The following is a 25,218-nucleotide window of genomic DNA, read 5'->3' on the forward strand; positions in this document are numbered from 1 at the left end:
AACGTCTACCCGCCGCACGCGGTTATGTTGTCGTCCAGAGGTCAACGCGCAAGGCCGCCCGATTATTCGGGCGCGAAAAAATCATCCTGCCGCAACCGAGACGGGGCGCGGCGAGGCAGGTGCGCCTACTTGGCCGCCGCCGGGTTCTTGAGATAGGCGATCACGTTGGCGATATCCTCTGGCTTCTTGAGGCCGGGAAAGGCCATCTTGTTCTTGGCCACCGTGCCCTTGGGATCGGCGAGATAGGCGGTCAGATGCGCATCATCCCAAACCTTGCCGTCTGCGCCGAAGGTCTTCAGCGCATCCGAATATTTGAAGCCCTCGACGCTCGCCACCTTGCGACCCGCCACGCCCATCAGGGACGGGCCGACCTTGTTCTTGGCTTCGGTGGCCGTATGACAGGCGGAACACTTCTTGAAAACGGCGGCGCCGGCCTTGGCGTCGCCATCGGCGAAGGCGGCGCCTGTCGATGCAGTCAGGAGGAGGGCGGCGCAGGCAAGTGTCTTGATCATCGGATAAATCCTTGAAGAATCGCTGGGAGCGGGGCGAGCCTAGAGACGATCGCGAGACATCGCCTTGACCTCCATCAAGCCGCCGCGCGCCATGGGGATCCGCCGGAAAACCAGCGGAAATCGGGAGTATTTTTGCGTTTCGCAGACTTGCGCTAAAGGTAATTTTCGGATTGCGCCGCGATGACGTCGCGAATCGACATGTGTGCGCCGCCAATCCGCTTGAATTGTCGCGTCAATGGTGGTTGGCTAGCTCAACCATAAAGAGGGAGAACGTTCAATGACGTCAATCATTTCTAAAACCATGCTGGCGCTCGCCGTGTCGGCTTTCGCCTTTGCCGGCGCTGCTCGCGCGGCCGAGCCGGAAAGCTGCTCCACGGTTCGTTTCGCCGATGTGGGTTGGTCCGACATCGCCGCCACCACCGGCACCGCTTCCGTTATTCTCAAGGCTCTCGGCTATGAAACGGATGTGAAGGTTCTTTCCGTCCCGGTCACCTTCCAGTCGATGAAGAACAAGGACATCGACGTTTTCCTCGGCAACTGGATGCCGACGATGGAAGCCGACCTGAAGCCCTATCGCGACGAAAAGTCTGTCGACGTCGTGCGCGAAAACCTCGAAGGCGCGAAATACACGCTGACCACCAACGAAGCCGGCGCCGCCCTCGGCATCAAGGATTTCGCCGACATCGCCAAGCACAAGGACGAACTCGAAGGCAAGATTTACGGCATCGAGCCGGGCAATGACGGCAACCGTCTGATCCTCGGCATGATCGAAGGCGACAAGTTCGGCCTCAAGAGCTTCGAACTGGTCGAATCTTCCGAGCAGGGCATGCTGTCGCAGGTGGCTCGCCTCAATGGCGACGGCAAGCCGATCGTCTTCCTCGGTTGGGAGCCCCATCCGATGAACGCCAACTTCAAGCTGACCTATCTGACCGGCGGCGATGACGTGTTCGGCCCCAATCTCGGCGGCGCGACCATCTACACCAACACCCGCGCCGGCTATGTCAACGAATGCGCCAATGTCGGGGCCTTCCTCAAGAACCTCAAGTTCAGCCTCGCCATGGAAAACGAGGTGATGAAGAAGATCCTCGATGGTGGTCTCGAACCCGAAGCTGCCGCCAGCGAATGGCTGACCGCCAACCCCACTGCCTTCGAACCCTGGCTCAAGGGCGTGACCACCAAGGATGGCGGCGATGCTGTCGCGGCGGTTAAGAGCGCTCTCGGCCTCTGATTGGCAAAATAAGGACGGACCGCGCGGGCGAGGGGATGCCCGCGCGGATACCGGCGGCCTCTCAGCGTAAATTGTCGGGGACAGCGCATGAATATTTTGACTGAATACAAAGTACCGGTCGGCGGTTGGGCCAAGACCGTGGTCGACTGGCTTACCACCGATCTAAAAGTCGTTTTCCGGGCGATCTCGGCCATCCTCGACTCTTCGATCAATGCGATGCTCTTCATTCTCGATGCGCCTTATCTCAAGGGATCGAGCCTGGAAGAGGTCTACCCGCTGTTCATGATTGCGGTGTTTACGGCGTTCGCGTGGTTCATGCGTCGCTCGGTCGGCATAGCGGCGTTCACGCTGCTCGGCATGCTGTTCATCTACAATCAGGGCTACTGGAAAGAAACGATGCAGACGTTGGCGCTGGTGCTGGCGGCCACGGGCGTCTGCATGGTGATCGGCATTCCGATCGGCATCGCCTGCGCGCGCCGTCCCTGGCTCTATTCCGCCATGCGTCCGGTGCTAGACCTGATGCAGACGATTCCGACATTCGTCTACCTCATCCCGGCGCTGCTGCTTTTCGGCCTCGGCATGGTGCCGGGCCTGATCGCAACAGTAATCTTCGCAATTCCCGCGCCCATCCGCCTGACCCGGCTCGGTATCATCTCGACTCCGCCGTCGCTGGTGGAGGCCGCCGAAGCCTTCGGCGCGACCAAGAGGCAGGTGCTGACCAAGGTCGAACTGCCTTTCGCCATGCCGCAGATCATGGCTGGCCTCACGCAGACCATCATGCTTTCGCTGTCGATGGTGGTCATCGCCGCGCTCGTCGGCGCCAATGGTCTGGGCGTGCCTGTGGTGCGCGCGCTCAACACCGTCAACATCGCCAAGGGGTTCGATTCTGGCCTCTGCATCGTGATCCTCGCCATTATCCTCGACCGCATCTTCCGGTCTTCCGATGAAGGAGACGCGTGATGACCGCCGTCAAGTTCGACAATGTTTCGATCATCTTCGGCGCCAATCCCGAGCGAGCTCTGGCCATGGCCGACGCCGGCAAGACCCGCGACGAGATCGGGGCCGAGACCGGCCTGGTGCTTGGCGTCGCCAACGCCTCGCTGACCATCGAGGAAGGCGAGATCCTCGTGCTCATGGGCCTGTCGGGCTCGGGGAAATCCACGCTGCTCCGCGCCGTCAACGCGCTGGCGCCGGTGGTGCGCGGCGATGTGAGCGTCGCGCATAAGGGCAAGTTCCTCAATCCCTACAAATGCTCGGCGGCGGAACTGCGCGAACTGCGCATGCAATCCGTGTCGATGGTGTTCCAGCAATTCGGGCTTCTGCCCTGGCGCACCGTGGCCGAGAATGTCGGCTTCGGTCTCGAACTGGCCGGCATGGAAGAGAGCGAACGCAAGCGGATCGTCGGGGAACAATTGGAGCTCGTCAATCTCGCCAAATGGGCCGGCCGCAAGGTGCAGGAACTATCCGGCGGCATGCAGCAGCGTGTCGGCCTTGCCCGCGCCTTCGCCACCGGCGCGCCGATCCTGTTGATGGACGAGCCCTTCTCGGCGCTCGATCCCCTGATCCGCACCCGCCTGCAGGACGAACTCCTCGAATTCCAGCGCCGGCTCAAGAAGACCATTCTCTTCGTCAGCCACGATCTCGACGAAGCCTTCCGCATCGGCAACCGCATCGCCATCATGGAAGGCGGACGCATCGTCCAATGCGGCACGCCGCAGGACATCGTGCGCAATCCGGTGAACCAGTATGTGGCGGATTTCGTGCAGAACATGAATCCGATCAACATGCTGACGGCGTCGGACATCATGCGCCGCGAGAATGTCGATCCGAATGCCGCCGTCTCCGGCGCAACCACGCCGGACGCGCGCCTCGTCGACGTGCTCGACGTCATGTCGCGCCAGCCCGGCGTCATCGGCGTCGTCGACAATGGCGTGCTGGTGGGCGCGATTTCGGCCGAAGACGTGGTGAGCGGATTGACGCGGCATCGCAACAGAGGCTGACGGGCAGCAAGGCCCCTGATAAAACCTTCCGGTCGCCCATGCGCCGGGAGGTTTTTTTATGCAGGAAGAGACGCCGCTCATCCGTCCCACCGATCATGAGGCCCGCAAGCTCGCACGCACGCTGCTGCGCGGCGCGCGCTATGGGGCGCTCGCCGTTCTCGACCCTCAGACCGGCTTCCCGCTGGCTACGCGCACGCTTGTCGGTACAGACATCGACGGTTCTCCGGTCATCCTGATCTCGCGTCTCGCAGCCCACACCAAAGCGCTGATGGCCGATCCCCGCTGCTCGCTTCTGGTCGGGGAGCCGCGCAAGGGGGACCCGCTCGCCTGGCCGCGGCTGACGGCGCCAGGAATCGCTTCGCCCGTCGAAAAAGGCGCACCGGAAGAAGATGTGATTCGGCGTCGGTTCCTGCGCAGGCATCCCAAGGCGAAGCTCTATGCGTCGTTTGAGGACTTTCAGTTCTATAAAATCGAACTCGAAAATGCCTTTTTAAATGGCGGTTTTGGAAAAAGTTACAAAATTTTGCGTGAGGATCTTCTGATACGTTCACCGTTGACGGCGGATCTTGCGATCAACGAGTTGCATTATCTTGCCCAAGTTGCGGCTATCGATCCTCAGTTGGCAAACTTATTTGCGAATAAGTATTGTGCCGTAAAATCATACAATTGGGAGCTGTCAGGGATGGATGCGAGTGGCCTGGATCTCGCGCATCGCGAGCATTTGGTGCGCATTGAACTGGAGAAAGCTGCTCAGGATATAAAAGGGCTGATTGCAGAATATAAGAATATGCTTATGGAAATACGTGAAAATTAGTAATGTACATCAACAAAGAAAGGGCGTTATGTTTTTTCCGTTCGATTTCAAGAGCCTGGGGTTTATTGAGTTAAACATCAACGAATTGGATTGAGGATAAAATTGCTATGAAGATGAAGACATTGTCGGAAAATTCCGCCTCCGCGGCAGCCCTGCTTTCGGCGCTTGCCAATCCCAAGAGACTGCTGATCCTTTGCAACCTGGTAAATGGTGAAGTGCCGGTGGGCGTGCTCGCCAACCAGGTCGGTCTCAGCCAGTCGGCGCTTTCGCAGCACCTTTCGAAGCTTCGCGCGCAGAAGCTCGTGCGCACGCGCCGCGACGCACAGACGATCTACTATTCCAGCAATTCCGCTCAAGTGCTGACTTTGCTCGGCGCTCTGGAATCGCTTTATGGAGAAGATACGCTCAAGAGCGTTGCGGCATAATAAAGGTATATTCCGGGTATTTCATGATGATCGAGGGGCCCTTTGGGGTCCCTCTTTTGCGTAGGGTTTACAGACTGCCGTCAGCTGATCACGCGCATCCGCAGTGCTTTTGCCACAAGCTGCGTCCGGTTCACACAGTCGAGTTTCTTGACCGCATTGTTCATATAAGCGTTCACCGTGTGGTCGGACAGTGACATGATTACGCCGATCTCCGCAGACGTCTTGCCATGTGCAGTCCAGCGAACGATCTCCAATTCGCGTTCGGTGAGACCACAAGGGTTGTCAGTCAAGGGATAGCGATTGCGATCATAAGATTGAAAGAAGTGGAGCGCCAACATGGTGATGTCGTTGATCTCGACCTGCTCCAGAGGGCTGCGTTCGCCATCGAAGCGGATAATGTGCCGTGATCCGTCGAGAGACGATAGAGGAATGACGATCCCGCGCGTGGCGCCATGCCCGACATAGTGCTTGAGGGATGGCGGCGGCGTGGAGTTGATCAGCTGGAACTGGCGCTCCGTCTGTTCGGCTGACCATACCAAGGGCAGCACCGTGCAGCGCGCGGTATCGTAGACATAACAGTCCTTGGGCGGGGAAATGGCATCGAGATCTTCGTAGAAGCCTGCCGGGGCATTGGTCTCAATGATCAACGAGGAAACATTGAGATCTGTTTTCGACGGCATCACCAGAAATGTGGAGAACGCAAACTCGAACATGCGCCCTATCCGAAATAAATTCTGAGCAAGATCCGGCTTGTCCGGCGCATCACTTATCGCGGAATATATTTGCTGCTGTTCCAGCGTCATCTGCCGCATGAGTACCGACGTTCCTTCCGTGACCATGCCCTGCAGCCTGTTTCGACTTTTTCGCAAAACAAGCGGCATAAAATGCTTTATCCGTGCAGTTTGGCGCTTTGCCGGTAAAATGATACCAGATAGGCCGACTTCTCAATAGCTGCAAAGAAAAATCCGTAAAACATATGGTTTCAAAACTGTTTGAAAGCAGAGGAGTCGGAACCGATCCGGCAAACCAATTTTTGAATGTGTATCATGTTAAAAGCAAATTTCCGCAATCTTCAATCGCCTTGGAAAAAGTAAACGTTTGCAAGGCGTGGAAAACGGTTCTGCAAATGCCGACCCGATGCGGATATCGACCTCCATTCCCACAATGATACACAAGCTGACGGTGTGGCTGCGGCTTCACTGCGACCAAGCACAAATGCCAGCCCGCTTTTGTCGGTCAGGTTGAAGAGATTCGCGGCAAAAGTATCGCTTCACCGCTCGTTCTTGCTGGACGGCCAGAAAACGTGTTGGCGCAGGTCGGGAGGGCTGCATCCGATCGCCCGCGGTCAACGCGGCAGGTCTTGACGCTGCGCCCGTTCTAGAGAGCCGGGCTTTCTTCTTGCCCTGGCTTTTCCTTTTTCGACATTTTTTCGAGCACGCCGAGCATGAGCGCCGACACCACAAAGGCGATATGGATGAGGGTGAGCATAGCCAGTTTCCAGTTGTCATACTGGTTGGCGTTCAGGAAAACCTGCAGAAGATGAATCGACGAGATCGCAACGATGGAGGAGGCGACCTTGATCTTGAGGCTGCCCGCGTCGAGTTTCCCCAGGAAGGACACTTCGTCATTGGCTTCGTCGAAGCGGCTGACGAAATTTTCATAGCCTGAGATCATCACCATCACGATCAGGCTCGCCACGAGAGCCGCGTCTATCAGGCTGAGCATCGCCAGTATCATGTCGGCTTCGTCGAAGTTGAACACGTTAATAGCGACCTTCCAGAATTTATAGCCGAAGGAGACTGCGTAAACGGCGAGCGCCGCAACCAGACCCATATAAAAGGCAACCAGAAGCCACCTGCTGGACAGGATGATCTTCTCGATGATCAATTCCAACGATTTCATGGTCTGCCTCACGCTCGTTTGCTGACTGCCCCTTGCGCGCCGGTCATACTCCGGCGGCATGTGGTTCCGCAATGCGGTAAGGGCGCCACGACCGCAAGAAAAATGCGAGACGGGCTGCTTCCCGCCTTGCGCGGCGTAGGCGTTGTCGCCAATTCTGTCTGGAACGGAGCGATGATCACGGTGATGTCTCGGTGGTGTCATGGCGGGCTGGTTGGTCGACTCAGGACGATAATCGTCCTGGCGATGGCCTTTGGCTGCGCGACCTTCGCCATGTCGGCCGATCGCAAGAAGAACGACACCCTGCCTGCTCAGTTCGAGCGTCCGATGAATTTCGTCGTCGTTCGCTCGAGCGCTGGCTACTGCGAACCCGTCTGCCCCGAATGGATCTATGGCGAAGGGCAGATCGTCTCCAAGACGCCGGCAGCCTTCAAAAAGGTCTTGAAACAGGCGGGTGACCGGCGACTGCCGCTGATCATTACCTCGCCTGGCGGCGATGTCGACGCCGCCATGGCGCTCGGGCGTTTGATCCGCAAGAATGAAATGTCTGTCGAAGTCGGCTACACCCGCTTCGTTTCGTGCCGTCCGACGGACGCGTCCTGCCAGCCCGACGGCGCGCGCAAGGGCGAATATTACGGGACGGTCGCGGTGGCCGGATCCTTCTGTTGGTCGGCTTGTCCACTGGCGCTGGCCGGCGGCGAAAAACGGTATTCGAGCCGCTGGTCCTATACGGGCGTCCATCAGGTCACCACCGTCTATCAGCGACAGAAGATCTACTATAAGGAGCGCTACGAGATCGTCGACGGCAAGAAGAAGGTGGTGAGCCGCGAAGAAATTCGGCGTAAGGATCTGGGGCCGAAAAGCAGCACCAAGATGCCGAAGTCCACCCGCAAGGCGCTAACGTCTTATCTCAAGGATATGGGCCTCGACCTCGCCTTTCTCGATCTTATGCAGTCGGCGCCGCCGGACAAGATCCGGACGCTGGAGCCGGTGGAAATGTTGAGGATTGGTCTCATCACGGAATTGTCGGCGACCGACATGCTTGCTTCCCCGCAGGCATGCCTGACGCCCGACAGGCCAAACAACTGCGTCCTATTGCCCACCACGTCGCCAGCATCCAGCCTGACCACGCTGGAACTCGAGGCGGATAAGCTGAGACACTAGGCGCAGGCCGCTCCGCAGACTTCGCGCACAAAATGGAAAATGTCGTCAATGGGATAGGCTTCGGCTCTTTCCGGCGCGGCGGCCAGCTTGAATTCCCGATTTACTGGCATTTGTCCGCTCGCCGAGGAGGAAGGCGTACGGACGAATGGCGATCCATCCGAACGGGAGGCGGAGTGTTTATGGCCGACGTGAAATCCGACATCGAAATTGCGCGCGCCGCGAAAAAGCGACCGATCCAGGAGATCGGCGCGAAACTGGGCATAGCGACTGAGGACCTCATGCCTTACGGGCATGACAAGGCGAAGATCTCCGCCGATTTCATCGCCCAAATCAAGGACAGACCGAACGGCAAGCTCGTGCTGGTCACCGCCATCAATCCGACGCCGGCGGGGGAGGGCAAGACCACCACCACGGTGGGCTTGGGTGACGGGCTCAACCGTATCGGCAAGAAGGCGGTGGTCTGTATCCGCGAAGCCTCGCTCGGCCCGTGTTTCGGGGTCAAGGGCGGCGCGGCCGGCGGCGGCTACGCGCAGGTCGTTCCCATGGAGGACATGAACCTGCATTTCACTGGAGATTTCCACGCCATCACCTCGGCGCACAACCTGCTTTCGGCGCTGATCGACAACCACATCTATTGGGGCAACGAGCAGGGCATCGACATCAGGCGCATCGCCTGGCGGCGGGTGATGGACATGAATGACCGGGCGCTCCGGCAGATCGTTGCCTCGCTCGGCGGCGTCGCCAACGGCTATCCGCGCGAAACCGGCTTCGACATCACGGTGGCGTCCGAGGTGATGGCCATTCTCTGTCTGTCGACCGACCTCAAGGATCTCGAAAAGCGGCTGGGCGACATCATCATCGGCTATCGCCGCGACAAGAGCCCGGTCTTCGCCCGCGATATCAAGGCGGATGGGGCGATGACGGTGCTGCTCAAGGACGCCATGCAGCCCAATCTGGTGCAGACGCTGGAAAACAATCCGGCCTTCGTGCATGGCGGCCCCTTCGCCAATATCGCCCATGGCTGCAATTCGGTGGTGGCGACGACGACTGCGCTCAAGCTCGCGGATTATGTCGTGACCGAAGCCGGCTTCGGCGCCGATCTCGGCGCGGAGAAATTCTTCGATATCAAATGCCGCAAGGCGGGCCTGAAGCCGGATGCGGCGGTGATTGTCGCCACCGCGCGCGCGATGAAAATGAATGGCGGCGTCAAGAAGGAGGATCTCGGCGCCGAGAATGTCGCCGCCGTGCAGAAAGGCTGCGCCAATCTCGGCCGGCACGTGCAGAACGTCAAGAAATTCGGCGTGCCCGTGGTGGTCGGCATCAACCATTTCATCTCGGACACCGAGGCCGAGATCAAGGCGATCCAGGACTATGTCGCCACACTCGGCGTCGAAGCGATCCTCTGCAAGCACTGGGCGCAAGGCTCGGCCGGGATCGAGGATCTGGCGCGGAAAGTGGTCGAGCTCGCCGAAGGCGGCCAGTCGCAATTTGCCCCGCTTTACCCCGACGATATGCCGCTGTTCGAAAAGATCGAGCGGATCGCCAAATCGATCTATCACGCCGGGGAGGTGACGGCCGACAAATCGGTGCGCGACCAACTCCGGACCTGGGAGGCGCAGGGCTATGGAAAACTGCCGGTCTGCATGGCCAAGACGCAATATTCCTTCTCCACCGATCCCAGCCTGCGCGGCGCGCCGGAAGGGCATGTGGTGAATGTGCGCGAGGTCAGGCTATCGGCCGGCGCAGGTTTCGTGGTGGCGATCACCGGCGAAATCATGACCATGCCGGGCCTGCCGAAATCTCCGTCCTCGGAACGGATATTCCTGAACGAACAGGGGTATATCGAAGGGCTGTTCTGATCTCTGTTTCGCAAAGGCGGCGATCGACCTCGGCTCGCCGCCCGTCACCAGCAATAGCGATAACCGCCTTTGCGCGCGAGCGTATCGAGGTGCAAATGCGTCTCGTGCGCCGCGTCGCTGCCGGGGTCGAGAACCGTCGAGAAATAGAGGCAGGCCGCCGAAGCGATCGCGCGCTGGAACGCGCCGTCGAACGTGGAATCCTCCTCGCGCGGCGCAATCGTCAATGTTTTGCCGGATTTGAAGGTGAAGCCGGCGATGTCGACGGCGTTGCCGCGGGCGTGCTCCGAGATCTTTCCGCTCGACGCCGAGTTGCGGTTGCGGCAGATATAGGCGGACGCCTGATTGACGGAGGCCAGCGTTTCCCCCGGTTGCGCTTTTTGCAGGAACGGGCTGACGACGTCCTGCGTCCAGCGCGTCAGGTTGAGCGCCGTCTCGCAGCGCATCTCACCTGCGGGAGATAGGGGCACACCCTTCCCGAGCGACTTCACCATGATCGGCCGGTCGATGCCGCAGCCTTGGCCATCGTCCACGCGCGCAACCTCTTCGAACTCCGCTCCCAGCGCGGTCAACGCATTGGAACAGCGCGTGAAGGCGGCGGGATCTTCCTGTTCGATCGGCGGCGCGTCTGCGTTCGACGGATCTTGGGCGGCGTCCTTTGGCGGTTCGCCGCGGACCGCAGGCGGCGCTGTTTCCGGTCTTTCCGGGCCGGTTGAGGGGTTGAGCGGCCGCTCAGCCTTGGGGGCGCCAGGCCGGCTCATCGGAATAGGACCATGAAGCGGAAGATCAGCACTGGTGAGCAACAGCGTCGATGCGAAGATGAACAGTGTGCGCAGGGGACCCTCCTTGAAGCTCTTTCATCAGAGAGAACGCGGAGGGGTCCGGTCGGTTCGCTTGGTGCTCGCGGAGGCAACGACGGCGCAGTTGATATGCGGGACGCGCATCGACCCCTTGTCAATTCGAAAAAGATTGTTATTGGTAGCGACATGAAAACGTCTGTGATCATGGCTATCTGGTGGTGGGCTCGCTGAAAACGCGGCCTCGGATCGTCATGTGTTAAAGACAAGACCACGAAGCCGCCCGGAAAGAGGCGGCTTTTTTCATATCCGGGCCGCGCTCAACCGGGCCTTGACGGAGAGAAAGAATGGGAACGCGCATACTGGAAGACGGCTCTGAGCAATATGTGACGAAGGGCGGGGTGACCATCACCCGGTCGCGTCGCGAAACCTCTTACGCCGACGCCATCGACTCCTATGTCGAAAAGCTCGACGAGCGCCGCGGCGCCGTTTTGTCTTCCAACTATGAATATCCGGGCCGTTACACCCGCTGGGACGTGGCGGTCTGCGATCCGCCGCTCGGCGTGTCCTCCTTCGGCCGCTCTGTCTGGCTCGAAGCCTATAACGAGCGCGGCGAAGTGCTGCTTGACATCATCGCCGAAGCCTTGGCCGAGGTCGAGGATCTGACGCTCGGCGCGCGCAGCACCCGCCGGCTCGATCTCACGGTGAACCCGCCCTCACGCGTTTTCACCGAAGAAGAGCGCTCGAAGATGCCCACGGTCTTCACCGCGCTGCGCGCCATCACCGGCTTGTTCCATTCGGCGGAAGACAGTTCGATCGGCCTCTACGGCGCCTTCGGCTATGATCTCGCCTTCCAGTTCGACGCCATCGACCTCAAGCTCAAGCGGCCCGACGACCAGCGCGACATGGTGCTGTTCCTGCCCGACGAGATCCTCGTGGTCGACAATTATTCCGCCAAGGCCTGGATCGACCGCTACGAATTCTCCAAGGACGAGCGCACGACCGTCGGCAAGGCCGGCGACACGGTTCCCGAACCTTTCCGCTCGACCGATACGATCCCGCCGCGGGGCGATCATCGTCCGGGCGAATATGCCGAGCTCGTCAAGGAAGCCAAGAAGAGTTTTCAGCGCGGCGACCTGTTCGAGGTCGTGCCGGGCCAGAAATTCATGGAGCGCTGCGACTCCAAGCCTTCGGCCATCGCCCGGCGCCTGAAGGCGATCAACCCGTCGCCCTATTCCTTCTTCATCAATCTCGGCAATCAGGAATATCTGGTCGGCGCGTCGCCGGAAATGTTCGTGCGCGTGTCGGGCCGCCGCATCGAGACCTGCCCGATCTCCGGCACCATCAAGCGCGGCGACGACGCGATCTCTGACAGCGAACAGATCCTGAAGCTACTGAACTCCAAGAAGGACGAGTCGGAACTGACCATGTGCTCCGACGTCGACCGCAACGACAAGAGCCGCGTCTGCGAGCCGGCTTCGGTCAAGGTCATCGGCCGTCGGCAGATCGAGATGTATTCGCGCCTCATCCACACGGTCGATCATATCGAGGGCCGCTTGCGCGACGATATGGACGCCTTCGACGGCTTCCTCAGCCATGCCTGGGCCGTCACCGTCACCGGCGCGCCGAAACTCTGGGCGATGCGCTTCATCGAGGCGCATGAGAAGAGCCCGCGCGTGTGGTATGGCGGCGCGATCGGCTGGGTCGGCTTCAACGGCGACATGAACACCGGTTTGACGCTGCGCACCATCCGTATCAAGGACGGGATCGCCGAAGTGCGCGCCGGCGCGACGCTGCTCTACGATTCCATTCCGGAAGAGGAAGAGGCCGAGACCGAACTCAAGGCTTCCGCCATGATCGCCGCCATCCGCGACGCCAAGACAGGGAATTCCGCCATGACCAAGCGCGATGTCGCCAAAGTCGGCCAGGGGGTCAATATCCTGCTGGTCGACCACGAAGATTCCTTCGTGCATACGCTCGCCAACTATTTCCGCCAGACGGGCGCCACGGTCTCCACCGTGCGCACGCCGGTGCCGGAGGAAGTGTTTGACCGGATGAACCCGGATCTCGTGGTGCTGTCGCCCGGACCGGGCTCGCCGTCGGATTTCGATTGCAAGGCGACGATCAAGAAGGCGAGGGCGCGCAACCTGCCGATCTTCGGCGTCTGCCTGGGGCTCCAGGCGCTCGCCGAAGCCTATGGCGGGGAACTGCGCCATCTCGCCATTCCCATGCATGGTAAGCCGTCGCGCATCCGCGTGCTCGAGCCTGGCGTGGTGTTCTCCGGCCTCGGCAAGGAAGTCACCGTCGGCCGCTACCACTCGATCTTCGCCGACCCCGCCACCCTCGACCGCGATTTCATCATCACGGCCGAAAGCGAGGACGGCACGATCATGGGCATTGAGCATGCCAAGGAGCCGGTGGCGGCGGTGCAGTTCCATCCGGAATCGATCATGACGCTCGGCTCCGAAGCCGGCATGCGGATGATCGAGAATGTCGTGGCGCATCTGGCGAAAAGGGCCAAGGTGAAGGCGGCCTGAGGCCATTTAAATCAGGCGCGCTACCTTTTCGGTAGCGCGCCTGTGACGTGAAGATTAGGCGACGCGCGGCTCGATCGTCGCCAATTCGCTTTCTATCTGCCGTCGCCGTTGCATGAGGTCGAAATCAGTTTGAAGACCGAGGAAGAAGCCTTCCGACATGCCGAAATAGCGGGCCAGCCGAAGATCTGTGTCCGCAGTGATAGCGCGTTTGCCCAGCACGATTTCGTTGATCCGTCGCGGCGGCACTTTCACCGCTTTGGCCAGTGCATTCTGACTGAGCGCCATCGGCTCCAGAAAGTCCTCGCGCAGGATGTTTCCAGGATGTGGGTTGGGTAGGGCGTCAGCCGTGGTAGTCGACGATTTCAACATTTCGCGGGGCTCCTTCGTCCCAGATGAAGCAGATTCGCCACTGCTCGTTGATCCGAATGCTGTGCTGTCCGGCTCTATTTCCCCGAAGCGCTTCAAGACGGTTGCCCGGCGGGATTCGCAGGTCTTGGAGCGTCTGGGCGTTGTTCAGAATTCTGAGCTTTCGAAGCGCGGTCGCTTGGATATCCGGCGGCAGCTTTCTGCTGCGCCAACCCGACCAAATCAATTCGGTTTCCGCACTCGCGAAGCTCTTGATCATGATGGATTATAACGCGATACGTCATGGTTTTTCAAGCTTGGGAAACCGTCGCCGTCCCAGATCGAACGACACCGATCTCTGCCGCCGCTCCTGATCCTCATCGTAAATCCGCCCATTTCCATCAACGTAAAACCGCGCGCTGGACCCTCCTGCGCGCGGTTTTACGTTGGTCGACTTTGATTTTTTCAAAACACTCGCATTCGCGGAAGGGAAAGCGGTGAAAGAGAGCGGCATGACTGCCCGAGGGGCTTCTGGATCATGCCGCTGCTGTCGGTTTACGTCGAAGACGGGCCTTTCAACGCGGCGCCGATCGAGAACGCCGTGATCGCGGACAGCAACATAAAGCCTCCGACGATGAACATCGGCATCTCGTAGAGCCCCGTCGCGTCCTTGACCGCGCCGGTGATGAACGGGGCGGCGAAGCCGGCGATATTGCCGATCGTGTTGATGAAGGCAATGCCGGCGGCTGCGCCGGCGCCCGTCAGAAAGCGTGTCGGCAGCGACCAGAAATTCGGCAGGGCAGCGAAGATCGAGCAAGCCGTGATGGTCACGACGACGATGGTTGCTTCCGGAGACGACATCAGCAGCGCCAGGGGTATACTTGCCGCACCGATCAGGGCCGGAAGTCCGACATGCCAGATCCTGACGCCGCGTTTCGTCGCATCGGAACTCCAGAAATAGAGCACGATGGCGGCCGGAAGATAGGGAATCGCCGTGATCAGGCCCTTATCGAATACGTCGAATTTCGTTCCAAATTTGGCTTCGAAGCCGGCGATAATCGTGGGCAGGAAGAAAGCCAGCGCATAAAGTCCATAGATCAGGCCGAAGTAAATGCCTGACAGGAGCCAGACGCGCACATCCTTGAGCGCTGCCAGCGGGCTATGACTGCGCGCAGACGCCTTTTTGGAATCCTCGTTCACCAGAGCATTGTTCAGCCACGCCTTTTCTTCGACCGACAGCCAAGTTGCATCGTTGGGTGTGTCGGGGAGATAGAACCATGTCACGACGCCGATGACTACAGCGGGCACGGACACGCCGAGGAACATAACCCTCCAGCCTTCGAGACCCATGAATCCATGCGCCTCGATCAGCAGCGAAGCGAAGGGAGCGCCGATGACCGTGGTCAATGGTTGGGCGATATAGAACAGCGCCAGAATCTTGGCGCGATGGCGCCCCGGAACCCAGGTGCTTAGATAGAGAATAGCGCCGGGAAAAAAGCCCGCCTCGGCAACGCCGAGCAAAAAGCGAAGCACGTAAAGGCCATTGATGCTGCTAACCCAGGTAAACAACATCGCAACGATGCCCCAGGTAATCATGATCCTGGACAGCCACCGACGGGCGCCAAATCGGTGCAGGGCAAGATTGCTCGGCACTTCCAGGATGATATAGCCGAAAAAGAATATGCCCGCAGCAAAGCCGAATTGGGCTGCCGTCATGGCGAGGTCTGTTGTCATGCCATTCGGCCCGGCGAAGGAAATCGCCGTCCGATCCAGGTAATTGATGAAAAACATCAATGCGATGAAGGGCACTAGACGAATGGAGATCTTCCTGATCGTCGAGGCTTCGATCCGCCCATTATCGAGCGTTGGTCGTGATGCGCCGTCCATAAAATCCTCCCAATAAAAATGGCTGCGCCCTCGCGTGATGCGAGCGGGACCCTATCGTTGCCTGAAATCGAGACTCCTCCCCGATGGCGCGCGACCGTTTTGTCAAAAACCTACTGACTGGTCAACTGGTATAATGACATGATGAAAATGCCAGAAGCGATCACGTAAATCAGCCTGTTGAGTGCTTGTGCGCCCATCTCTGATTTTTTGAAGCGAGAGGATTTGTCGAACCTGTAATTGAGAGCTTGAAGCGCAGCGTGCAGCGCCGGTCGCCTTGGGATCGGGAGTAAGCCCTGTCACCATCGTCTTGTTTGGGTTCGTCGTGATTGCGCCAACCGCAGAGGCATGAAGCGTTTTCCCCAGATGCAGCGCCTCTTTCCGTCGCGCACGACCGCAGACAGCCGTCCCGGATTGATCCACACGGATCTCCGCCGCTGCTCTTGACCCTCATCGCAAATTCACTCATATGCGACATCATCGAAACCGCGCGCTGGCCCGTCCTGCGCGCGGTTTCGCGTTGATGGACTTGAGTTTTTGCAAATCACTCGCATTCGCGGAAGGGGACGGCGATGGAAAAAAGCGACATGACTGTCCGGAGGCTGGCCTTCTGGGGCATTCCATTGTCCTTCGGGGTGATGGGCCTCAAATTGCTCGCCTGGTATGTGACGGGTTCGGTGGCGCTCCTGTCGGACGGGCTGGAATCGACCGTCAATGTGGTGGCAGCCGTGATGGCCTGGATGGTGGTGGGTTATGCCGCCAAGCCTGCCGACAGCGATCATCCTTTCGGCCATTACAAGGCGGAATATTTCTCCGCCGTCGTCGAGGGCGTGTTGATCGTGGTTGCGGCGCTGATGATCGTCAACGAGGCGGCGCCGCATCTCTTTGCGCCGACCTTGCCGGAAGCCCCGGCGCTCGGCCTCACGATCAACGCGGTCGCCGCCGTCATCAACGCGCTTTGGGCCGGCGTGCTGATCCGCGCGGGTCGAACCCATCGCTCACCGGCGCTGAAGGCGGATGGCGAGCATATCTGGTCGGACGTGATCACCTCGATCGGCGTGCTTATCGGCCTCGTGCTGGCGCTCGTCACCGGCTACGGCATTCTCGATCCGATCATGGCGCTGGTGGTGTCGGTCAACATTCTCTTCCAGGGCTACAAGGTGATCTCGCATTCCGTTTCCGGCCTGATGGACCAGGCGGTCGAGCCGGATGAGGAGGAATCGATCAAGACCGTCATCGCCAGCCATGGCTATGGCGCGTTGAACGTCCATCATTTCCGCTCCCGGCGGGCCGGCCGCGCCACCTTCATCGCTTTCGATCTCGTGGTGCCGGCCCTGATGACGGTGGGCGAGGCGCATGAAATCTGCGACCGGCTGGAACGCGCCATTCAGGAGGCGCATCCCGGCGCGCAATGCGTGATTCATGTTGAGCCCGAGAGCGAAAAGTCGCATGGGGTGCGCATCAAGATGCAGCAAGGAGCCAAGTAATGCCCACAACGGATGTATCCGGCCTGACCCAGCTCGGCGGCGAGACCCGCGCTTTCGCCAATCCCGAAGAGGCGATCCTCGAAAAGGTGCCGTCGGGCAATCGCGACGCCAATTATGTCGTGCGCTTCGCCGCGCCCGAATTCACCTCGCTCTGCCCGATGACCGGCCAGCCGGATTTCGCCCATATCGTCATCGACTACATCCCCGATGAATGGCTGGTGGAATCGAAGTCGCTGAAGCTGTTCCTGGCGTCCTTCCGCAATCACGGCGCCTTTCACGAGGATTGCTCGATCTATATCGCCAAGCGGCTGGTCGAGCTTCTCGCTCCGAAATGGCTGCGCATCGGCGCCTATTGGTATCCGCGCGGCGGCATTCCGATCGACGTGTTCTGGCAGACCGGCGCGCCGCCTGAAGGCGTCTGGCTGCCCGATCAGGGCGTCGCGCCCTATCGCGGCCGCGGCTGACGCGATCGACGATTCCGGAAGGGCCGGGGCGACCGGCCCTTCAGCGCGGAGCGTCAGGCATAGCTGTCGCCGCTATCGTCGCCGGCATCGAACCAATCGTCGTCGTCGACTTGGTCATCAGCCTGCTGGATGTCGTCATCCCCGGAGCCGCCGTTACCGTCGTTCAGGAAGTAGTTGTTGACGACTGTTTCTTCGATTGGCGTGTTTCCGGAGCCGAACAGGCCGCCGGCATTGCCGAAATTCGACCCGAACAGCCCGTTCGAGCCGCCGATATGGGGCGAAAGCAGATCCCTCACGGCGTCGGCGACCAGCACGCCGCCGGCAACGCCGGCCGCCGTGGTCAACGCGCCACGCAGAAAGCCGCCACCCGCCGAGGACGGCGCTTGCCCCCAGGGGCCGGTCGGCGCCGCGTCGCGTCCCCAAGGGCTCGGGGCAGCCGGAACTGAGGCTGGCTGGCGGTTCGAGCGGGCGAAATCATCGTAAAGTTGGCCCGAGCGTTGAGCCGGCGCCTGACTCTGGCCGCCGCCGAACAGGCCGGAGAGGCCGCCGAGGAACCCGCCACTGGTTTGGTGCGCCGGTTCTGCAGGCTTCTGGCGTTCGAGGTTTGCAATCTGATCCTCAAGCTCCCGGATGCGAGTGGTGAGCGCGTTGAGCGCCTGATCCTGGATGATGACGGCCTGGGCGAGGAAATAGGCCGCGTGCGGCTGTTCCCCGAGGCCGCGTTGAATGAGATCCTCGGCTTCGGGATCCCGCGGGGTCGAGGCCGCGCCGCGGGTGCGGGTGAAGAGATCGTTGAGCAGGCTTCTTTCTTCCGGTGACATGACTGTCTCCTTTCCGGTCTATGCGCCTGACCATGAGGTAGGACCGGAAAGCGGCGGAAAGAGGCGAGGACGAATTAAATCCTTGTAATGTCCCATGAAAAAGCGGGCCCGAAGGCCCGCTCTGGAGAGATTGGTTTCAGCGCCTGCTCAGCCGAGCATCAGGGCCGCGCCGCCGACCGCCGTCAGCGCGCCGAGCAGGCGGCCGAGGACCGCGCTGCGGGCCGACGCCCAGGCGCCGAGGCCGAGACCGATGGCATGCAGGATGGCGGTGGAGGCGGCAAAACCCAGGCCGAAGGTCAGCGCGTCGGCGCCGCCGAGTTCCGCGCCATGCGCATAGCCATGAAACAGCGCGAAACCGCCGACGACAGCCATGCCGAGCCAGGTCGGCAGCTTGACCGCAAGCGCCACCAGCAGGCCGAGACCGACGACGGAGGCGAGAATGGCCGGCTCGACGAAGGGCAGGGCCGCCCCTATCAGCGCCAGCGCGAAACCCGCCGCCATCACCGCCACGAAACTCGCAGGCACGGCGAAACGCGCCTTGCCGCCCAGCTGCGCCGCCCAGAGACCGACAGCGACCATCGCCAGCATATGGTCCGCGCCGGAAAACGGATGCAGGATGCCGCTCGCCATGACGCCATGCGCCAGCGGGTCCACATGCGCGAAGGCCGGGGCTGCCGTCAGGGCCAGGATCGGAGCGGCGGACAGGGCTGCGGCGGCGGAAAAGCGTTTCAACATGTTCAATCCCTCAGTCTTTGTAACGTCTGCAGAAGCCGCCTGTGGCAGCGCTGGCGTCAAGACTAGTCCCGATGCCGCGACGCTGTCCATACGGCGTTTGCCGCAGACGGGATTTCGCTGCTGATTTTTTATTCTCCGGTGGAAAATGCCTGTTTGGACGGCGCCCATCCGTCTGCGACATCGCTGCTTTACCGGCAATTCACCCGTTTCTTGTAATCCGCATTTGTTGCATTGTCTTTCCATGTGAGTCGCCCTATCTCAGGGCTCGGAAAGCTTCGAAATCTGGAGAATTGGATGAACGACGAAGACGACGACAAGGAAAAGAAGGTCGAGGCGCCGATGGGCAAGGACATCGAGTCCAATCTCTTCAAGTCGCGATCCATCTTCATCTATGGCGGTATCACCCAGGAGCTGGCTCATAAGGTCTGCGCCCAGCTGGTGGCGCTCGCCGCGGCCAGCGACGACGATATCCGCATCTTCGTCAATTCGCCGGGCGGTCATGTCGAATCGGGCGATTCGATTCATGACATGATCAAGTTCATCAAGCCGAAGGTCTGGATCATCGGCACGGGCTGGGTCGCTTCGGCTGGTGCGCTGATCTATGTCAGCGTTCCCAAGGAACGCCGCCTCTGCCTGACCAACACCCGCTTCCTGCTGCACCAACCCTCGGGCGGCACGCGCGGCATGGCGTCCGACATCGAGATCCAGGCGCGCGAAATCATTCGCATGAACGAGCGCCTGAATCGGATTTTCGCGGCGGCCACCGGCCAGTCCGTGGAAAAGATCGCCAAGGACACCGACCGCGATTACTGGCTCTCCGCCGAGGAAGCCAAGGACTATGGTCTGGTTTCGCGCATCATTTCGTCGCAGGCCGACATCTGATCGCTTGTTGTTCAGCAACCCCCGGCGCCGCCAGCGCCGGGGGTTTTGCATTGCGCTGGCGCTGCGCCATTCTTATGCTGCATTGCGCTTGTAAGCGCTCTCAAATCCCCATAACGTCCGCGTCGAATTCTATTGCTGGAGAAGATGTTATGTCCGTTTCGGTTCTTGGGCGCGCCGCGCCGCGCTTCGGAGCTTGCGTCAACGCGATGATCCGCGCCGTCGCCAGGACCGCGCTCGCAGCGACCATCGTCGCAGGCGCCGCAGGACTGGCGAAGGCGGGAGAGACCGTGGTCAATCTGGAAGGTCGCATCGTCGCGACGCTGAACATGCCCGATCACGCCGCGCCCGTGCCGGCGGTGCTGATGCTGCATGGTTTCGGCAGTTCGCGCGATGAAGTCGGCAGTCTCTACAAGCGGACGGCCACGGCGCTCGCCATGAAGGGCATCGCCTCGCTGCGCATTGATTTCCTCGGCTTCGGCGAGAGCGCCGGCGACAGCGGCGACATCACCGTGAATGGCCAGCTCGACCAGGCGAAGGACGCCTTCGCCTTTCTCGCCACCTATCCCGATGTCGATCCCAAGCGGCTGGGCGTGCTCGGCTTCAGCCTGGGCGGCGGGGTGGCGACGCTGCTCGCTTCCGACCGTCCTTCCGATGTGAAGTCGCTGGTCACCTGGTCCTCGGTCGGCGATTTCGAGCAGGATTTCCGCACCGTGCTCGGCGACAAGGCCTTCGACCGCGCCAAGGAAGACGGCATTGTCGGTCTCGATCTCGGCTGGCGCACCATCGCCATCAAGCAGGCCTTCTTCGACAGCCTCAACAAGCGCAAGATCGACGATGCGGTCGCCAATTTCCCCGGCGCCTATCTGACCATCACCGGCGCCAAGGATTTCTCGGCCGCCTATTCCGAGCGCTTTGTCGGACTTGCGAAAAATCCGACAAAGGAAGTGATGATGATCCCGGAAGGCGATCACATCTTCAAGTCGCTGGAGAAGGACCAGTCGATGGCGCAAAGCGTGATTGACAAGACGGCGGATTGGTTCTCAAAGACGCTCTGACGTCTTTTCATCCATTTCCGGATCCCCGCATGCTCAAGGATTTTTCTCCGCAGGCCCTGGTCATGGGGCTGCTGGTCGCCTTTGTCGGTTTTGCAAGTTCTTTTGCGGTGGTCGTCCATGGCGCGGTGGTCGCAGGCGCGACCGAGGCGCAGGCAACGTCGGGGCTGATGGCGTTGTCGATCGCCATGGGCCTGTGCGGGATCATCCTCAGCGCCTGGAAGCGCATGCCGATCTCGGTGGCCTGGTCGACGCCGGGCGCGGCCTTTCTTGCGACGCTCACCGGCATTGAGGGCGGCTTTCCCGTCGCGGTCGGAGCCTTCATCCTGTCGAGCCTGCTGATCATCGTCGCGGGTCTGTTCAAGCCGCTCGGGCGGCTGGTGGCCTCCATTCCTCCGGCGCTGGCGAGCGCCATGCTGGCGGGCGTTCTGGTGTCGCTATGCTTTGCGCCGATCAAGGCGATCGGTTTCGATCCCAAGCTCGGCGGGCCCCTGGTGATCGCCTTCTTTCTCGGCGGCCTGATCAATCGCCTGCTGGCGGTGCCGGCTGCGCTCGTCGCCTTTGCAGCGGTGGTCGCCTTCGGCGTCGAGATCCCGAATGGCGCTTTCGCCGGCGTCGGCGAGGCGCTCTGGCCGCAGCCGGAATGGGTGACGCCACAGTTCACGCTCGCAGGTCTCGTGTCGATCGCCCTGCCGCTGTTCATCATCACCATGGCCTCGCAGAATATTCCCGGCATCACGGTGTTGAAGGTCAACGGTTATGAGCCGCCGCCGGGGCCGCTCTTCACCATGACCGGGGTGTTTTCGTTGCTGGCCGCGCCGTTTGGCGGCGTCGCCGTCAATCTCGCGGCGATCACGGCGGCGATGTGCGCGGGCCCCGACGCCCATGCTGATCCAAAAAGGCGCTACTGGGCGGGCATCATCGCCGGCGTCTTCTATGTCATTCTCGGATTGACGGCTGGCGGCGTCACCGCCTTCGTGGCGCTTGCGCCGAAGATCCTCATTGAGGCGGTTGCCGGTCTCGCGCTGCTCGCGGCATTCTCCGGCTCCGCCGTCTCCGCCTTCAAGGAGGCGGAAACGCGCGAAGCCGCCGCGGTGACCTTTGTCACCACGGCGTCCGGCGTCTCCTTCGCCGGCGTGTCCGGCGCGTTCTGGGGATTGCTGGCGGGCGGCGCCGTGATGGCGCTCGGCGCGGTCTCGCGTCGCCTGCGCGGCTGACGCCCGCCTGTCTCGCGGATCAGATGAATTCGAAATCCGAAGCCTTGAGATCGGACAGGCGCGTTTCGTCGAAGCGCAATTCGTGACGGCCGAAATCGAACACCAGGTCTTCGCCGCCGTCAACGGTGCGGGCCAACGCCTTCAACTCGCTGAAACTGTCGACGCCGAGATCGCTATTGATCCGCACCGTGTCATTGGTGGCGAAGTCGTCGATTTCGGTGACGCCCTGCTTGAAGATGAAGATATCGGCGCCTGCGCCGCCTTCGAGGTCGTTGTTTCCGGCGCCGCCATCGAGAATATCGGCGCCCGATCCGCCTTCGAGATCGTCGTTTCCGGCTCCGCCATAGAGCTTGTCATTGCCGGAGCCGCCTTCGAGCTCGTCATGGCCGGCGAAGCCAAAGAGGATGTCGTTGCCGCCTCGGCCTTCGATATCATCGCCATTGGCGGCGCCTTCGAGGCGGTTGTTGCGGTCGTTTCCATAAATGCGCGCCATGTCGCGTCTCCTTGTTTCGGTGTGTGACGATGGCCTTTTCGCACAGGTCGACTTTTGCTTTGCTGACAGCGGATGTCAGTGAAATGTAAGTTTCGCCGTGATAGAGCCTGTCCATGACACGTTTCCGCGCCCAGATCCTGCTTGCATCCTCCGCAATCGCGCTTGCTGTGGGTGCTACGACGCTTGCCGCCAATCCCGAGGAAACTCCGGCGACGCCGCAAACTCCGCTTCAGCATGACGATGCCCGCCGCGCGCTCCAATCCGGTCTGGTGCGCCCGCTTGAGGACATTCTCGCCGAAATGCGCAAAAGCTTTCCGGGCGAAGTCATCGAGATCGAATTCGAGCAGGAAGACGGCCGCTACATCTATGAGATCGAGATGATCCGCCCCGACGGCAGGGTGATCGAGGTGACGATGGACGCCAAGACCATGGCCGTCATCAAAGTGGAAGACGACTGATGCGGCTGTTGCTGGTCGAGGACGATCGCAAGATCGGCGCCGATATCGCGTCTGCTCTGACCCAGGCGGGTTACGCCGTGGAAATCTGCGCGGATGGCGAGGAGGCCTGGTTTCTGGGCGACACAGAGGATTATGATCTGGTGATCCTCGATATCGGCCTACCCAAGCTCGACGGGCTGACCATCATCAAGCGCTGGCGGCAGAACGACCGGCATATGCCGGTGCTGATGCTGACGGCGCGGGCGAGCTGGGCCGAGCGCGTCGAGGGCATCGACGCCGGCGCCGATGACTACCTGCCCAAACCCTTCCAGTTCGAGGAACTGATCGCCCGGGTGCGCGCCTTGATCCGCCGCTCGGTCGGCATCGGGTCCGCGGTTTTGTCGATCGGGCCGCTGACCATCGATCCGCGCAGCATGCGCGTCAGCCTCAACGGCGCGCCGCTGGCGCTGACGCCGCTCGAATACCGGCTGATCAGCTATCTCGGCCATCATCGCGGCCGGGTCGTGCCGCCGACGGAATTGCAGAACCACCTCTACGGCGACGACTTTTCGCGCGACGCTAATGCGCTGGAAGTGCTGATCACCCGTCTCCGCCGCAAGCTGAGGGCGGATCTGATCGGCAACAGGCGTGGTTTCGGCTATTATCTCGGCGAGGAGCCATGAACGCGGCCAAACGCGGGGGCTCGCTTCGTCTGCGGCTCGCGGTGGCGGGTCTGGCTCTGATCGCCATCGCCTGCGTTATAAGCTTCTTCGGCCTGTCCTATCTCTTTGAACGGCATGTCGAGCGGCGCGTCGCCACGGAACTCGAGCTGCATCTCGGCCAGATCATCGCCAAGCTCGACCGGGACGGCGAGGGGAGGCTGCGGCTTCTCGCCGATCCGGTCGATCCGCGTTTTGCGACGCCGCTTTCCGGCCTCTACTGGCAGATCGAGAGCAAGGGCGATGTCCTGCGCTCGCGCTCGCTCTGGGATGGCGCGTTGGAGACGCCGACGCTGGAGCCGGGTTCTCCGGTCCTGCGCGACATAACCGGCCCCGGGGGACGGCGGCTGTTCATGGCGGCGCGTGAAATTGTCGGCGGCGAGCGATTGGGGCGGGATCCCGTGCTCGCGGCGGTCGCGATCGACCGTGGCGATATCGATGCGGCGACGCAGGAGTTCCGGTCCGACCTGGCGCCATTCCTGGCGCTGCTCGCTTTGCTGCTTCTGGCCGCCAATCTGGCCCAGATCCAGCTCGGACTTCTGCCTCTGTCAGCGGTGCGGCGACGGGTGGCGGAGATCCGCGCCGGCCTCGCCAAGCGCATGGGCGCAGCCTATCCCTCGGAAATCCAGCCGCTGACGGAGGAGGTCGACGAACTCCTCGCCTCGCGTGAGGCGCAACTCGCCAAGGCGCGCAGCCAGGCCGCCGATCTCGCTCACGGTCTGAAAACGCCGCTGCAGGCGCTGGCCGGCGATGTGGCGCGGCTGCGCGCCGAAGGCCGGGGCCAACTCGCAGACGAGATCGACCTGTCGATCGCCGCGATGCGCCGGCATGTCGACCATCAGCTTGCGCGCGCCCGGCTGGCCGATCGCGGGCAGGCGCGCCCGGTCTCGGTGCTCGGCGTCGTCAACAGAGTCATCGCCGTGCTCGAACGCACCCCGCGTGGCCAGCTTCTCGACTGGGTGATCGAGGTCGACGAGGCGGACCGTGCGCGGATCGAGGCCGAGGACCTTGCGGAACTTCTCGGCAATCTCCTCGAAAACGCCACGCGCTACGCCCGCGACGGGATCGAGATTTCGACGCGTCGCGAGGGCGAATTGCTGACGCTCGACATCCGCGACGATGGGCCGGGCATTCCGGCGGCGCGTCTGGCCGACGTCGTCGACAGGGGCGGGCGGCTCGACACGACCAGCGGCGGCGCGGGCCTGGGGCTGGCGATCGTGCGCGACATCGTCTCGGCCAACAAAGGCGAGATCGCTTTTTCGAATGCCGAACCCGGTCTGCTGGTCACCGTGCGGCTGCCCGGCGGGTGAAGCCAAAATTGATACGGGAGGGCTTGCGCCGCTCCCATCCCGTGCTATAAACGCCGCCATGATGAACGCAGCGACCAGAAACACGACCAGCGCACACGGCATTTTTGCCGCGCGGTCCTGCGCGTCGCCCTCCTCGCTTC

27 protein-coding genes are annotated in these 25,218 nt (G+C 61.2%); 16 read left to right on the forward strand and 11 right to left on the reverse strand.

Features of this window, described 5'->3' with window-relative positions:
* Nucleotides 1-125: 125 nt before the first annotated feature.
* Nucleotides 126-512 (reverse strand): cytochrome c family protein, encoded by a 387-nt coding sequence (locus E8Q41_RS11595; protein WP_137155707.1) that lies wholly within the window; start codon nt 510-512, stop codon nt 126-128.
* 277 nt (nt 513-789) lie between these two features.
* Here E8Q41_RS11595 and E8Q41_RS11600 point away from each other — a divergent pair, with 277 nt between their 5' ends.
* The 5 genes from E8Q41_RS11600 (at nt 790) to E8Q41_RS11620 (ending at nt 4,979) form a co-directional block, all read left to right on the forward strand.
* Nucleotides 790-1,740: a choline ABC transporter substrate-binding protein gene (locus E8Q41_RS11600; RefSeq protein ID WP_137155708.1), complete on the forward strand. Its 951-nt coding sequence runs from the start codon at nt 790-792 to the stop codon at nt 1,738-1,740.
* An 87-nt stretch (nt 1,741-1,827) separates the two neighbouring features.
* Entirely contained in the window at nt 1,828-2,700 is an 873-nt protein-coding gene (choW, locus tag E8Q41_RS11605; RefSeq protein WP_137155709.1) for a choline ABC transporter permease subunit, read from the forward strand.
* Complete coding sequence (gene choV / locus E8Q41_RS11610; protein WP_137155710.1) at nt 2,700-3,740, forward strand: choline ABC transporter ATP-binding protein; 1,041 nt, start codon at nt 2,700-2,702, stop codon at nt 3,738-3,740. The genes choW and choV overlap by 1 nt, the downstream gene beginning before the upstream one ends.
* Nucleotides 3,741-3,798: 58 nt before the next feature.
* The gene (locus tag E8Q41_RS11615) at nt 3,799-4,554 is read left to right on the forward strand and encodes a pyridoxamine 5'-phosphate oxidase family protein (protein ID WP_137155711.1); all 756 of its coding nucleotides are present in this window, start codon (nt 3,799-3,801) and stop codon (nt 4,552-4,554) included.
* Nucleotides 4,555-4,661: 107 nt separating this feature from the next.
* Nucleotides 4,662-4,979, forward strand: a complete 318-nt coding sequence (locus E8Q41_RS11620) for a metalloregulator ArsR/SmtB family transcription factor (RefSeq protein WP_137155712.1) — start codon at nt 4,662-4,664, stop codon at nt 4,977-4,979.
* 80 nt (nt 4,980-5,059) lie between these two features.
* Here the strand turns inward: E8Q41_RS11620 and E8Q41_RS11625 are convergent, their stop codons facing one another.
* Together E8Q41_RS11625 and E8Q41_RS11630 are read right to left on the reverse strand one after the other, a co-directional pair.
* Nucleotides 5,060-5,791, reverse strand: a complete 732-nt coding sequence (locus tag E8Q41_RS11625; protein ID WP_170976458.1) for a LuxR C-terminal-related transcriptional regulator — start codon at nt 5,789-5,791, stop codon at nt 5,060-5,062.
* 565 nt (nt 5,792-6,356) lie between these two features.
* Complete coding sequence (locus E8Q41_RS11630) at nt 6,357-6,881, reverse strand: TIGR00645 family protein (RefSeq protein ID WP_137155714.1); 525 nt, start codon at nt 6,879-6,881, stop codon at nt 6,357-6,359.
* A 171-nt stretch (nt 6,882-7,052) separates the two neighbouring features.
* Here E8Q41_RS11630 and E8Q41_RS11635 point away from each other — a divergent pair, with 171 nt between their 5' ends.
* Together E8Q41_RS11635 and E8Q41_RS11640 are read left to right on the forward strand one after the other, a co-directional pair.
* On the forward strand, nt 7,053-8,042 hold the full coding sequence (locus E8Q41_RS11635) for a hypothetical protein (RefSeq protein ID WP_137155715.1): 990 nt from the start codon (nt 7,053-7,055) through the stop codon (nt 8,040-8,042).
* Between the two features lie 179 nt (nt 8,043-8,221).
* Nucleotides 8,222-9,901 (forward strand): formate--tetrahydrofolate ligase, encoded by a 1,680-nt coding sequence (locus tag E8Q41_RS11640; protein ID WP_137155716.1) that lies wholly within the window; start codon nt 8,222-8,224, stop codon nt 9,899-9,901.
* Between the two features lie 44 nt (nt 9,902-9,945).
* Here E8Q41_RS11640 and E8Q41_RS11645 read toward each other — a convergent pair whose 3' ends face one another.
* Nucleotides 9,946-10,659: an extensin family protein gene (locus E8Q41_RS11645; protein WP_137155717.1), complete on the reverse strand. Its 714-nt coding sequence runs from the start codon at nt 10,657-10,659 to the stop codon at nt 9,946-9,948.
* A gap of 383 nt (nt 10,660-11,042) precedes the next feature.
* Between E8Q41_RS11645 and E8Q41_RS11650 the strand changes: the two genes are divergently transcribed.
* Entirely contained in the window at nt 11,043-13,232 is a 2,190-nt protein-coding gene (locus E8Q41_RS11650; protein ID WP_137155718.1) for an anthranilate synthase, read from the forward strand.
* A gap of 54 nt (nt 13,233-13,286) precedes the next feature.
* Here the strand turns inward: E8Q41_RS11650 and E8Q41_RS11655 are convergent, their stop codons facing one another.
* From E8Q41_RS11655 to E8Q41_RS11670, 4 genes are all read right to left on the reverse strand, one after another.
* Nucleotides 13,287-13,601 carry a HigA family addiction module antitoxin gene (locus tag E8Q41_RS11655; protein WP_137155719.1) on the reverse strand — a complete coding sequence of 105 codons (315 nt, stop codon included), beginning with the start codon at nt 13,599-13,601 and terminating at the stop codon, nt 13,287-13,289.
* Nucleotides 13,573-13,857 (reverse strand): type II toxin-antitoxin system RelE/ParE family toxin, encoded by a 285-nt coding sequence (locus tag E8Q41_RS11660; protein WP_137155720.1) that lies wholly within the window; start codon nt 13,855-13,857, stop codon nt 13,573-13,575. Before E8Q41_RS11660 ends, E8Q41_RS11655 begins: the two co-directional genes overlap by 29 nt.
* Nucleotides 13,858-14,132: 275 nt before the next feature.
* On the reverse strand, nt 14,133-15,464 hold the full coding sequence (locus E8Q41_RS11665) for an MFS transporter (RefSeq protein ID WP_137155721.1): 1,332 nt from the start codon (nt 15,462-15,464) through the stop codon (nt 14,133-14,135).
* A 102-nt stretch (nt 15,465-15,566) separates the two neighbouring features.
* A complete protein-coding gene (locus E8Q41_RS11670; protein WP_137155722.1) occupies nt 15,567-15,884 on the reverse strand; it encodes a hypothetical protein in 318 nt (105 codons plus the stop codon).
* Nucleotides 15,885-16,033: 149 nt separating this feature from the next.
* Here E8Q41_RS11670 and E8Q41_RS11675 point away from each other — a divergent pair, with 149 nt between their 5' ends.
* Both E8Q41_RS11675 and queF read left to right on the forward strand, forming a co-directional pair.
* Nucleotides 16,034-16,948, forward strand: a complete 915-nt coding sequence (locus tag E8Q41_RS11675) for a cation diffusion facilitator family transporter (RefSeq protein WP_137155723.1) — start codon at nt 16,034-16,036, stop codon at nt 16,946-16,948.
* Complete coding sequence (gene queF, locus E8Q41_RS11680; RefSeq protein ID WP_137155724.1) at nt 16,948-17,412, forward strand: preQ(1) synthase; 465 nt, start codon at nt 16,948-16,950, stop codon at nt 17,410-17,412. The genes E8Q41_RS11675 and queF overlap by 1 nt, the downstream gene beginning before the upstream one ends.
* A 53-nt stretch (nt 17,413-17,465) precedes the next feature.
* Here queF and E8Q41_RS11685 read toward each other — a convergent pair whose 3' ends face one another.
* Both E8Q41_RS11685 and E8Q41_RS11690 read right to left on the reverse strand, forming a co-directional pair.
* A complete protein-coding gene (locus E8Q41_RS11685) occupies nt 17,466-18,233 on the reverse strand; it encodes a DUF2076 domain-containing protein (RefSeq protein ID WP_137155725.1) in 768 nt (255 codons plus the stop codon).
* Between the two features lie 147 nt (nt 18,234-18,380).
* The gene (locus E8Q41_RS11690; protein WP_137155726.1) at nt 18,381-18,968 is read right to left on the reverse strand and encodes a HupE/UreJ family protein; all 588 of its coding nucleotides are present in this window, start codon (nt 18,966-18,968) and stop codon (nt 18,381-18,383) included.
* 294 nt (nt 18,969-19,262) lie between these two features.
* Between E8Q41_RS11690 and E8Q41_RS11695 the strand changes: the two genes are divergently transcribed.
* The 3 genes from E8Q41_RS11695 (at nt 19,263) to E8Q41_RS11705 (ending at nt 22,119) form a co-directional block, all read left to right on the forward strand.
* Nucleotides 19,263-19,850 (forward strand): ATP-dependent Clp protease proteolytic subunit, encoded by a 588-nt coding sequence (locus tag E8Q41_RS11695; protein ID WP_137155727.1) that lies wholly within the window; start codon nt 19,263-19,265, stop codon nt 19,848-19,850.
* Nucleotides 19,851-19,999: 149 nt separating this feature from the next.
* Nucleotides 20,000-20,905, forward strand: a complete 906-nt coding sequence (locus E8Q41_RS11700) for an alpha/beta fold hydrolase (protein WP_246660164.1) — start codon at nt 20,000-20,002, stop codon at nt 20,903-20,905.
* 29 nt (nt 20,906-20,934) lie between these two features.
* Entirely contained in the window at nt 20,935-22,119 is a 1,185-nt protein-coding gene (locus E8Q41_RS11705) for a benzoate/H(+) symporter BenE family transporter (protein ID WP_137155728.1), read from the forward strand.
* Nucleotides 22,120-22,138: 19 nt separating this feature from the next.
* Here the strand turns inward: E8Q41_RS11705 and E8Q41_RS26115 are convergent, their stop codons facing one another.
* Nucleotides 22,139-22,612 carry a calcium-binding protein gene (locus E8Q41_RS26115; RefSeq protein ID WP_137155729.1) on the reverse strand — a complete coding sequence of 158 codons (474 nt, stop codon included), beginning with the start codon at nt 22,610-22,612 and terminating at the stop codon, nt 22,139-22,141.
* A 113-nt stretch (nt 22,613-22,725) separates the two neighbouring features.
* Between E8Q41_RS26115 and E8Q41_RS11715 the strand changes: the two genes are divergently transcribed.
* From E8Q41_RS11715 to E8Q41_RS11725, 3 genes are read left to right on the forward strand one after another with little or no spacing between them, the layout of a single operon-like run.
* Nucleotides 22,726-23,070, forward strand: a complete 345-nt coding sequence (locus tag E8Q41_RS11715; protein ID WP_137155730.1) for a PepSY domain-containing protein — start codon at nt 22,726-22,728, stop codon at nt 23,068-23,070.
* Complete coding sequence (locus tag E8Q41_RS11720; protein WP_137155731.1) at nt 23,070-23,732, forward strand: response regulator transcription factor; 663 nt, start codon at nt 23,070-23,072, stop codon at nt 23,730-23,732. Before E8Q41_RS11715 ends, E8Q41_RS11720 begins: the two co-directional genes overlap by 1 nt.
* Nucleotides 23,729-25,078: a HAMP domain-containing sensor histidine kinase gene (locus E8Q41_RS11725; protein ID WP_137155732.1), complete on the forward strand. Its 1,350-nt coding sequence runs from the start codon at nt 23,729-23,731 to the stop codon at nt 25,076-25,078. The genes E8Q41_RS11720 and E8Q41_RS11725 overlap by 4 nt, the downstream gene beginning before the upstream one ends.
* Nucleotides 25,079-25,218: the final 140 nt, after the last annotated feature.

Origin of the sequence: Rhizobium sp. FKL33 (assembly GCF_005222915.1) — a bacterium.
Lineage (GTDB): Bacteria > Pseudomonadota > Alphaproteobacteria > Rhizobiales > Rhizobiaceae > Rhizobium_E.

Coding starts and splice junctions, on each gene's coding strand:
- E8Q41_RS11600 (WP_137155708.1), top strand. CDS start 790: ATGACGTCAATCATTTCTAAAACCATGCTGGCGCTCGCCGTGTCGGCT.
- E8Q41_RS11645 (WP_137155717.1), bottom strand. CDS start 10,659: ATGAGCCGGCCTGGCGCCCCCAAGGCTGAGCGGCCGCTCAACCCCTCA.
- choV (WP_137155710.1), top strand. CDS start 2,700: ATGACCGCCGTCAAGTTCGACAATGTTTCGATCATCTTCGGCGCCAAT.
- E8Q41_RS11655 (WP_137155719.1), bottom strand. CDS start 13,601: ATGTTGAAATCGTCGACTACCACGGCTGACGCCCTACCCAACCCACAT.
- E8Q41_RS11635 (WP_137155715.1), top strand. CDS start 7,053: ATGATCACGGTGATGTCTCGGTGGTGTCATGGCGGGCTGGTTGGTCGA.
- E8Q41_RS11675 (WP_137155723.1), top strand. CDS start 16,034: ATGGAAAAAAGCGACATGACTGTCCGGAGGCTGGCCTTCTGGGGCATT.
- E8Q41_RS11625 (WP_170976458.1), bottom strand. CDS start 5,791: ATGCGGCAGATGACGCTGGAACAGCAGCAAATATATTCCGCGATAAGT.
- E8Q41_RS11650 (WP_137155718.1), top strand. CDS start 11,043: ATGGGAACGCGCATACTGGAAGACGGCTCTGAGCAATATGTGACGAAG.
- E8Q41_RS11695 (WP_137155727.1), top strand. CDS start 19,263: ATGAACGACGAAGACGACGACAAGGAAAAGAAGGTCGAGGCGCCGATG.
- E8Q41_RS11620 (WP_137155712.1), top strand. CDS start 4,662: ATGAAGATGAAGACATTGTCGGAAAATTCCGCCTCCGCGGCAGCCCTG.
- choW (WP_137155709.1), top strand. CDS start 1,828: ATGAATATTTTGACTGAATACAAAGTACCGGTCGGCGGTTGGGCCAAG.
- E8Q41_RS11665 (WP_137155721.1), bottom strand. CDS start 15,464: ATGGACGGCGCATCACGACCAACGCTCGATAATGGGCGGATCGAAGCC.
- E8Q41_RS11640 (WP_137155716.1), top strand. CDS start 8,222: ATGGCCGACGTGAAATCCGACATCGAAATTGCGCGCGCCGCGAAAAAG.
- E8Q41_RS11685 (WP_137155725.1), bottom strand. CDS start 18,233: ATGTCACCGGAAGAAAGAAGCCTGCTCAACGATCTCTTCACCCGCACC.
- E8Q41_RS11720 (WP_137155731.1), top strand. CDS start 23,070: ATGCGGCTGTTGCTGGTCGAGGACGATCGCAAGATCGGCGCCGATATC.
- E8Q41_RS11630 (WP_137155714.1), bottom strand. CDS start 6,881: ATGAAATCGTTGGAATTGATCATCGAGAAGATCATCCTGTCCAGCAGG.
- E8Q41_RS11700 (WP_246660164.1), top strand. CDS start 20,000: ATGTCCGTTTCGGTTCTTGGGCGCGCCGCGCCGCGCTTCGGAGCTTGC.
- E8Q41_RS26115 (WP_137155729.1), bottom strand. CDS start 22,612: ATGGCGCGCATTTATGGAAACGACCGCAACAACCGCCTCGAAGGCGCC.
- queF (WP_137155724.1), top strand. CDS start 16,948: ATGCCCACAACGGATGTATCCGGCCTGACCCAGCTCGGCGGCGAGACC.
- E8Q41_RS11715 (WP_137155730.1), top strand. CDS start 22,726: ATGACACGTTTCCGCGCCCAGATCCTGCTTGCATCCTCCGCAATCGCG.
- E8Q41_RS11725 (WP_137155732.1), top strand. CDS start 23,729: ATGAACGCGGCCAAACGCGGGGGCTCGCTTCGTCTGCGGCTCGCGGTG.
- E8Q41_RS11615 (WP_137155711.1), top strand. CDS start 3,799: ATGCAGGAAGAGACGCCGCTCATCCGTCCCACCGATCATGAGGCCCGC.
- E8Q41_RS11690 (WP_137155726.1), bottom strand. CDS start 18,968: ATGTTGAAACGCTTTTCCGCCGCCGCAGCCCTGTCCGCCGCTCCGATC.
- E8Q41_RS11595 (WP_137155707.1), bottom strand. CDS start 512: ATGATCAAGACACTTGCCTGCGCCGCCCTCCTCCTGACTGCATCGACA.
- E8Q41_RS11660 (WP_137155720.1), bottom strand. CDS start 13,857: ATGATCAAGAGCTTCGCGAGTGCGGAAACCGAATTGATTTGGTCGGGT.
- E8Q41_RS11705 (WP_137155728.1), top strand. CDS start 20,935: ATGCTCAAGGATTTTTCTCCGCAGGCCCTGGTCATGGGGCTGCTGGTC.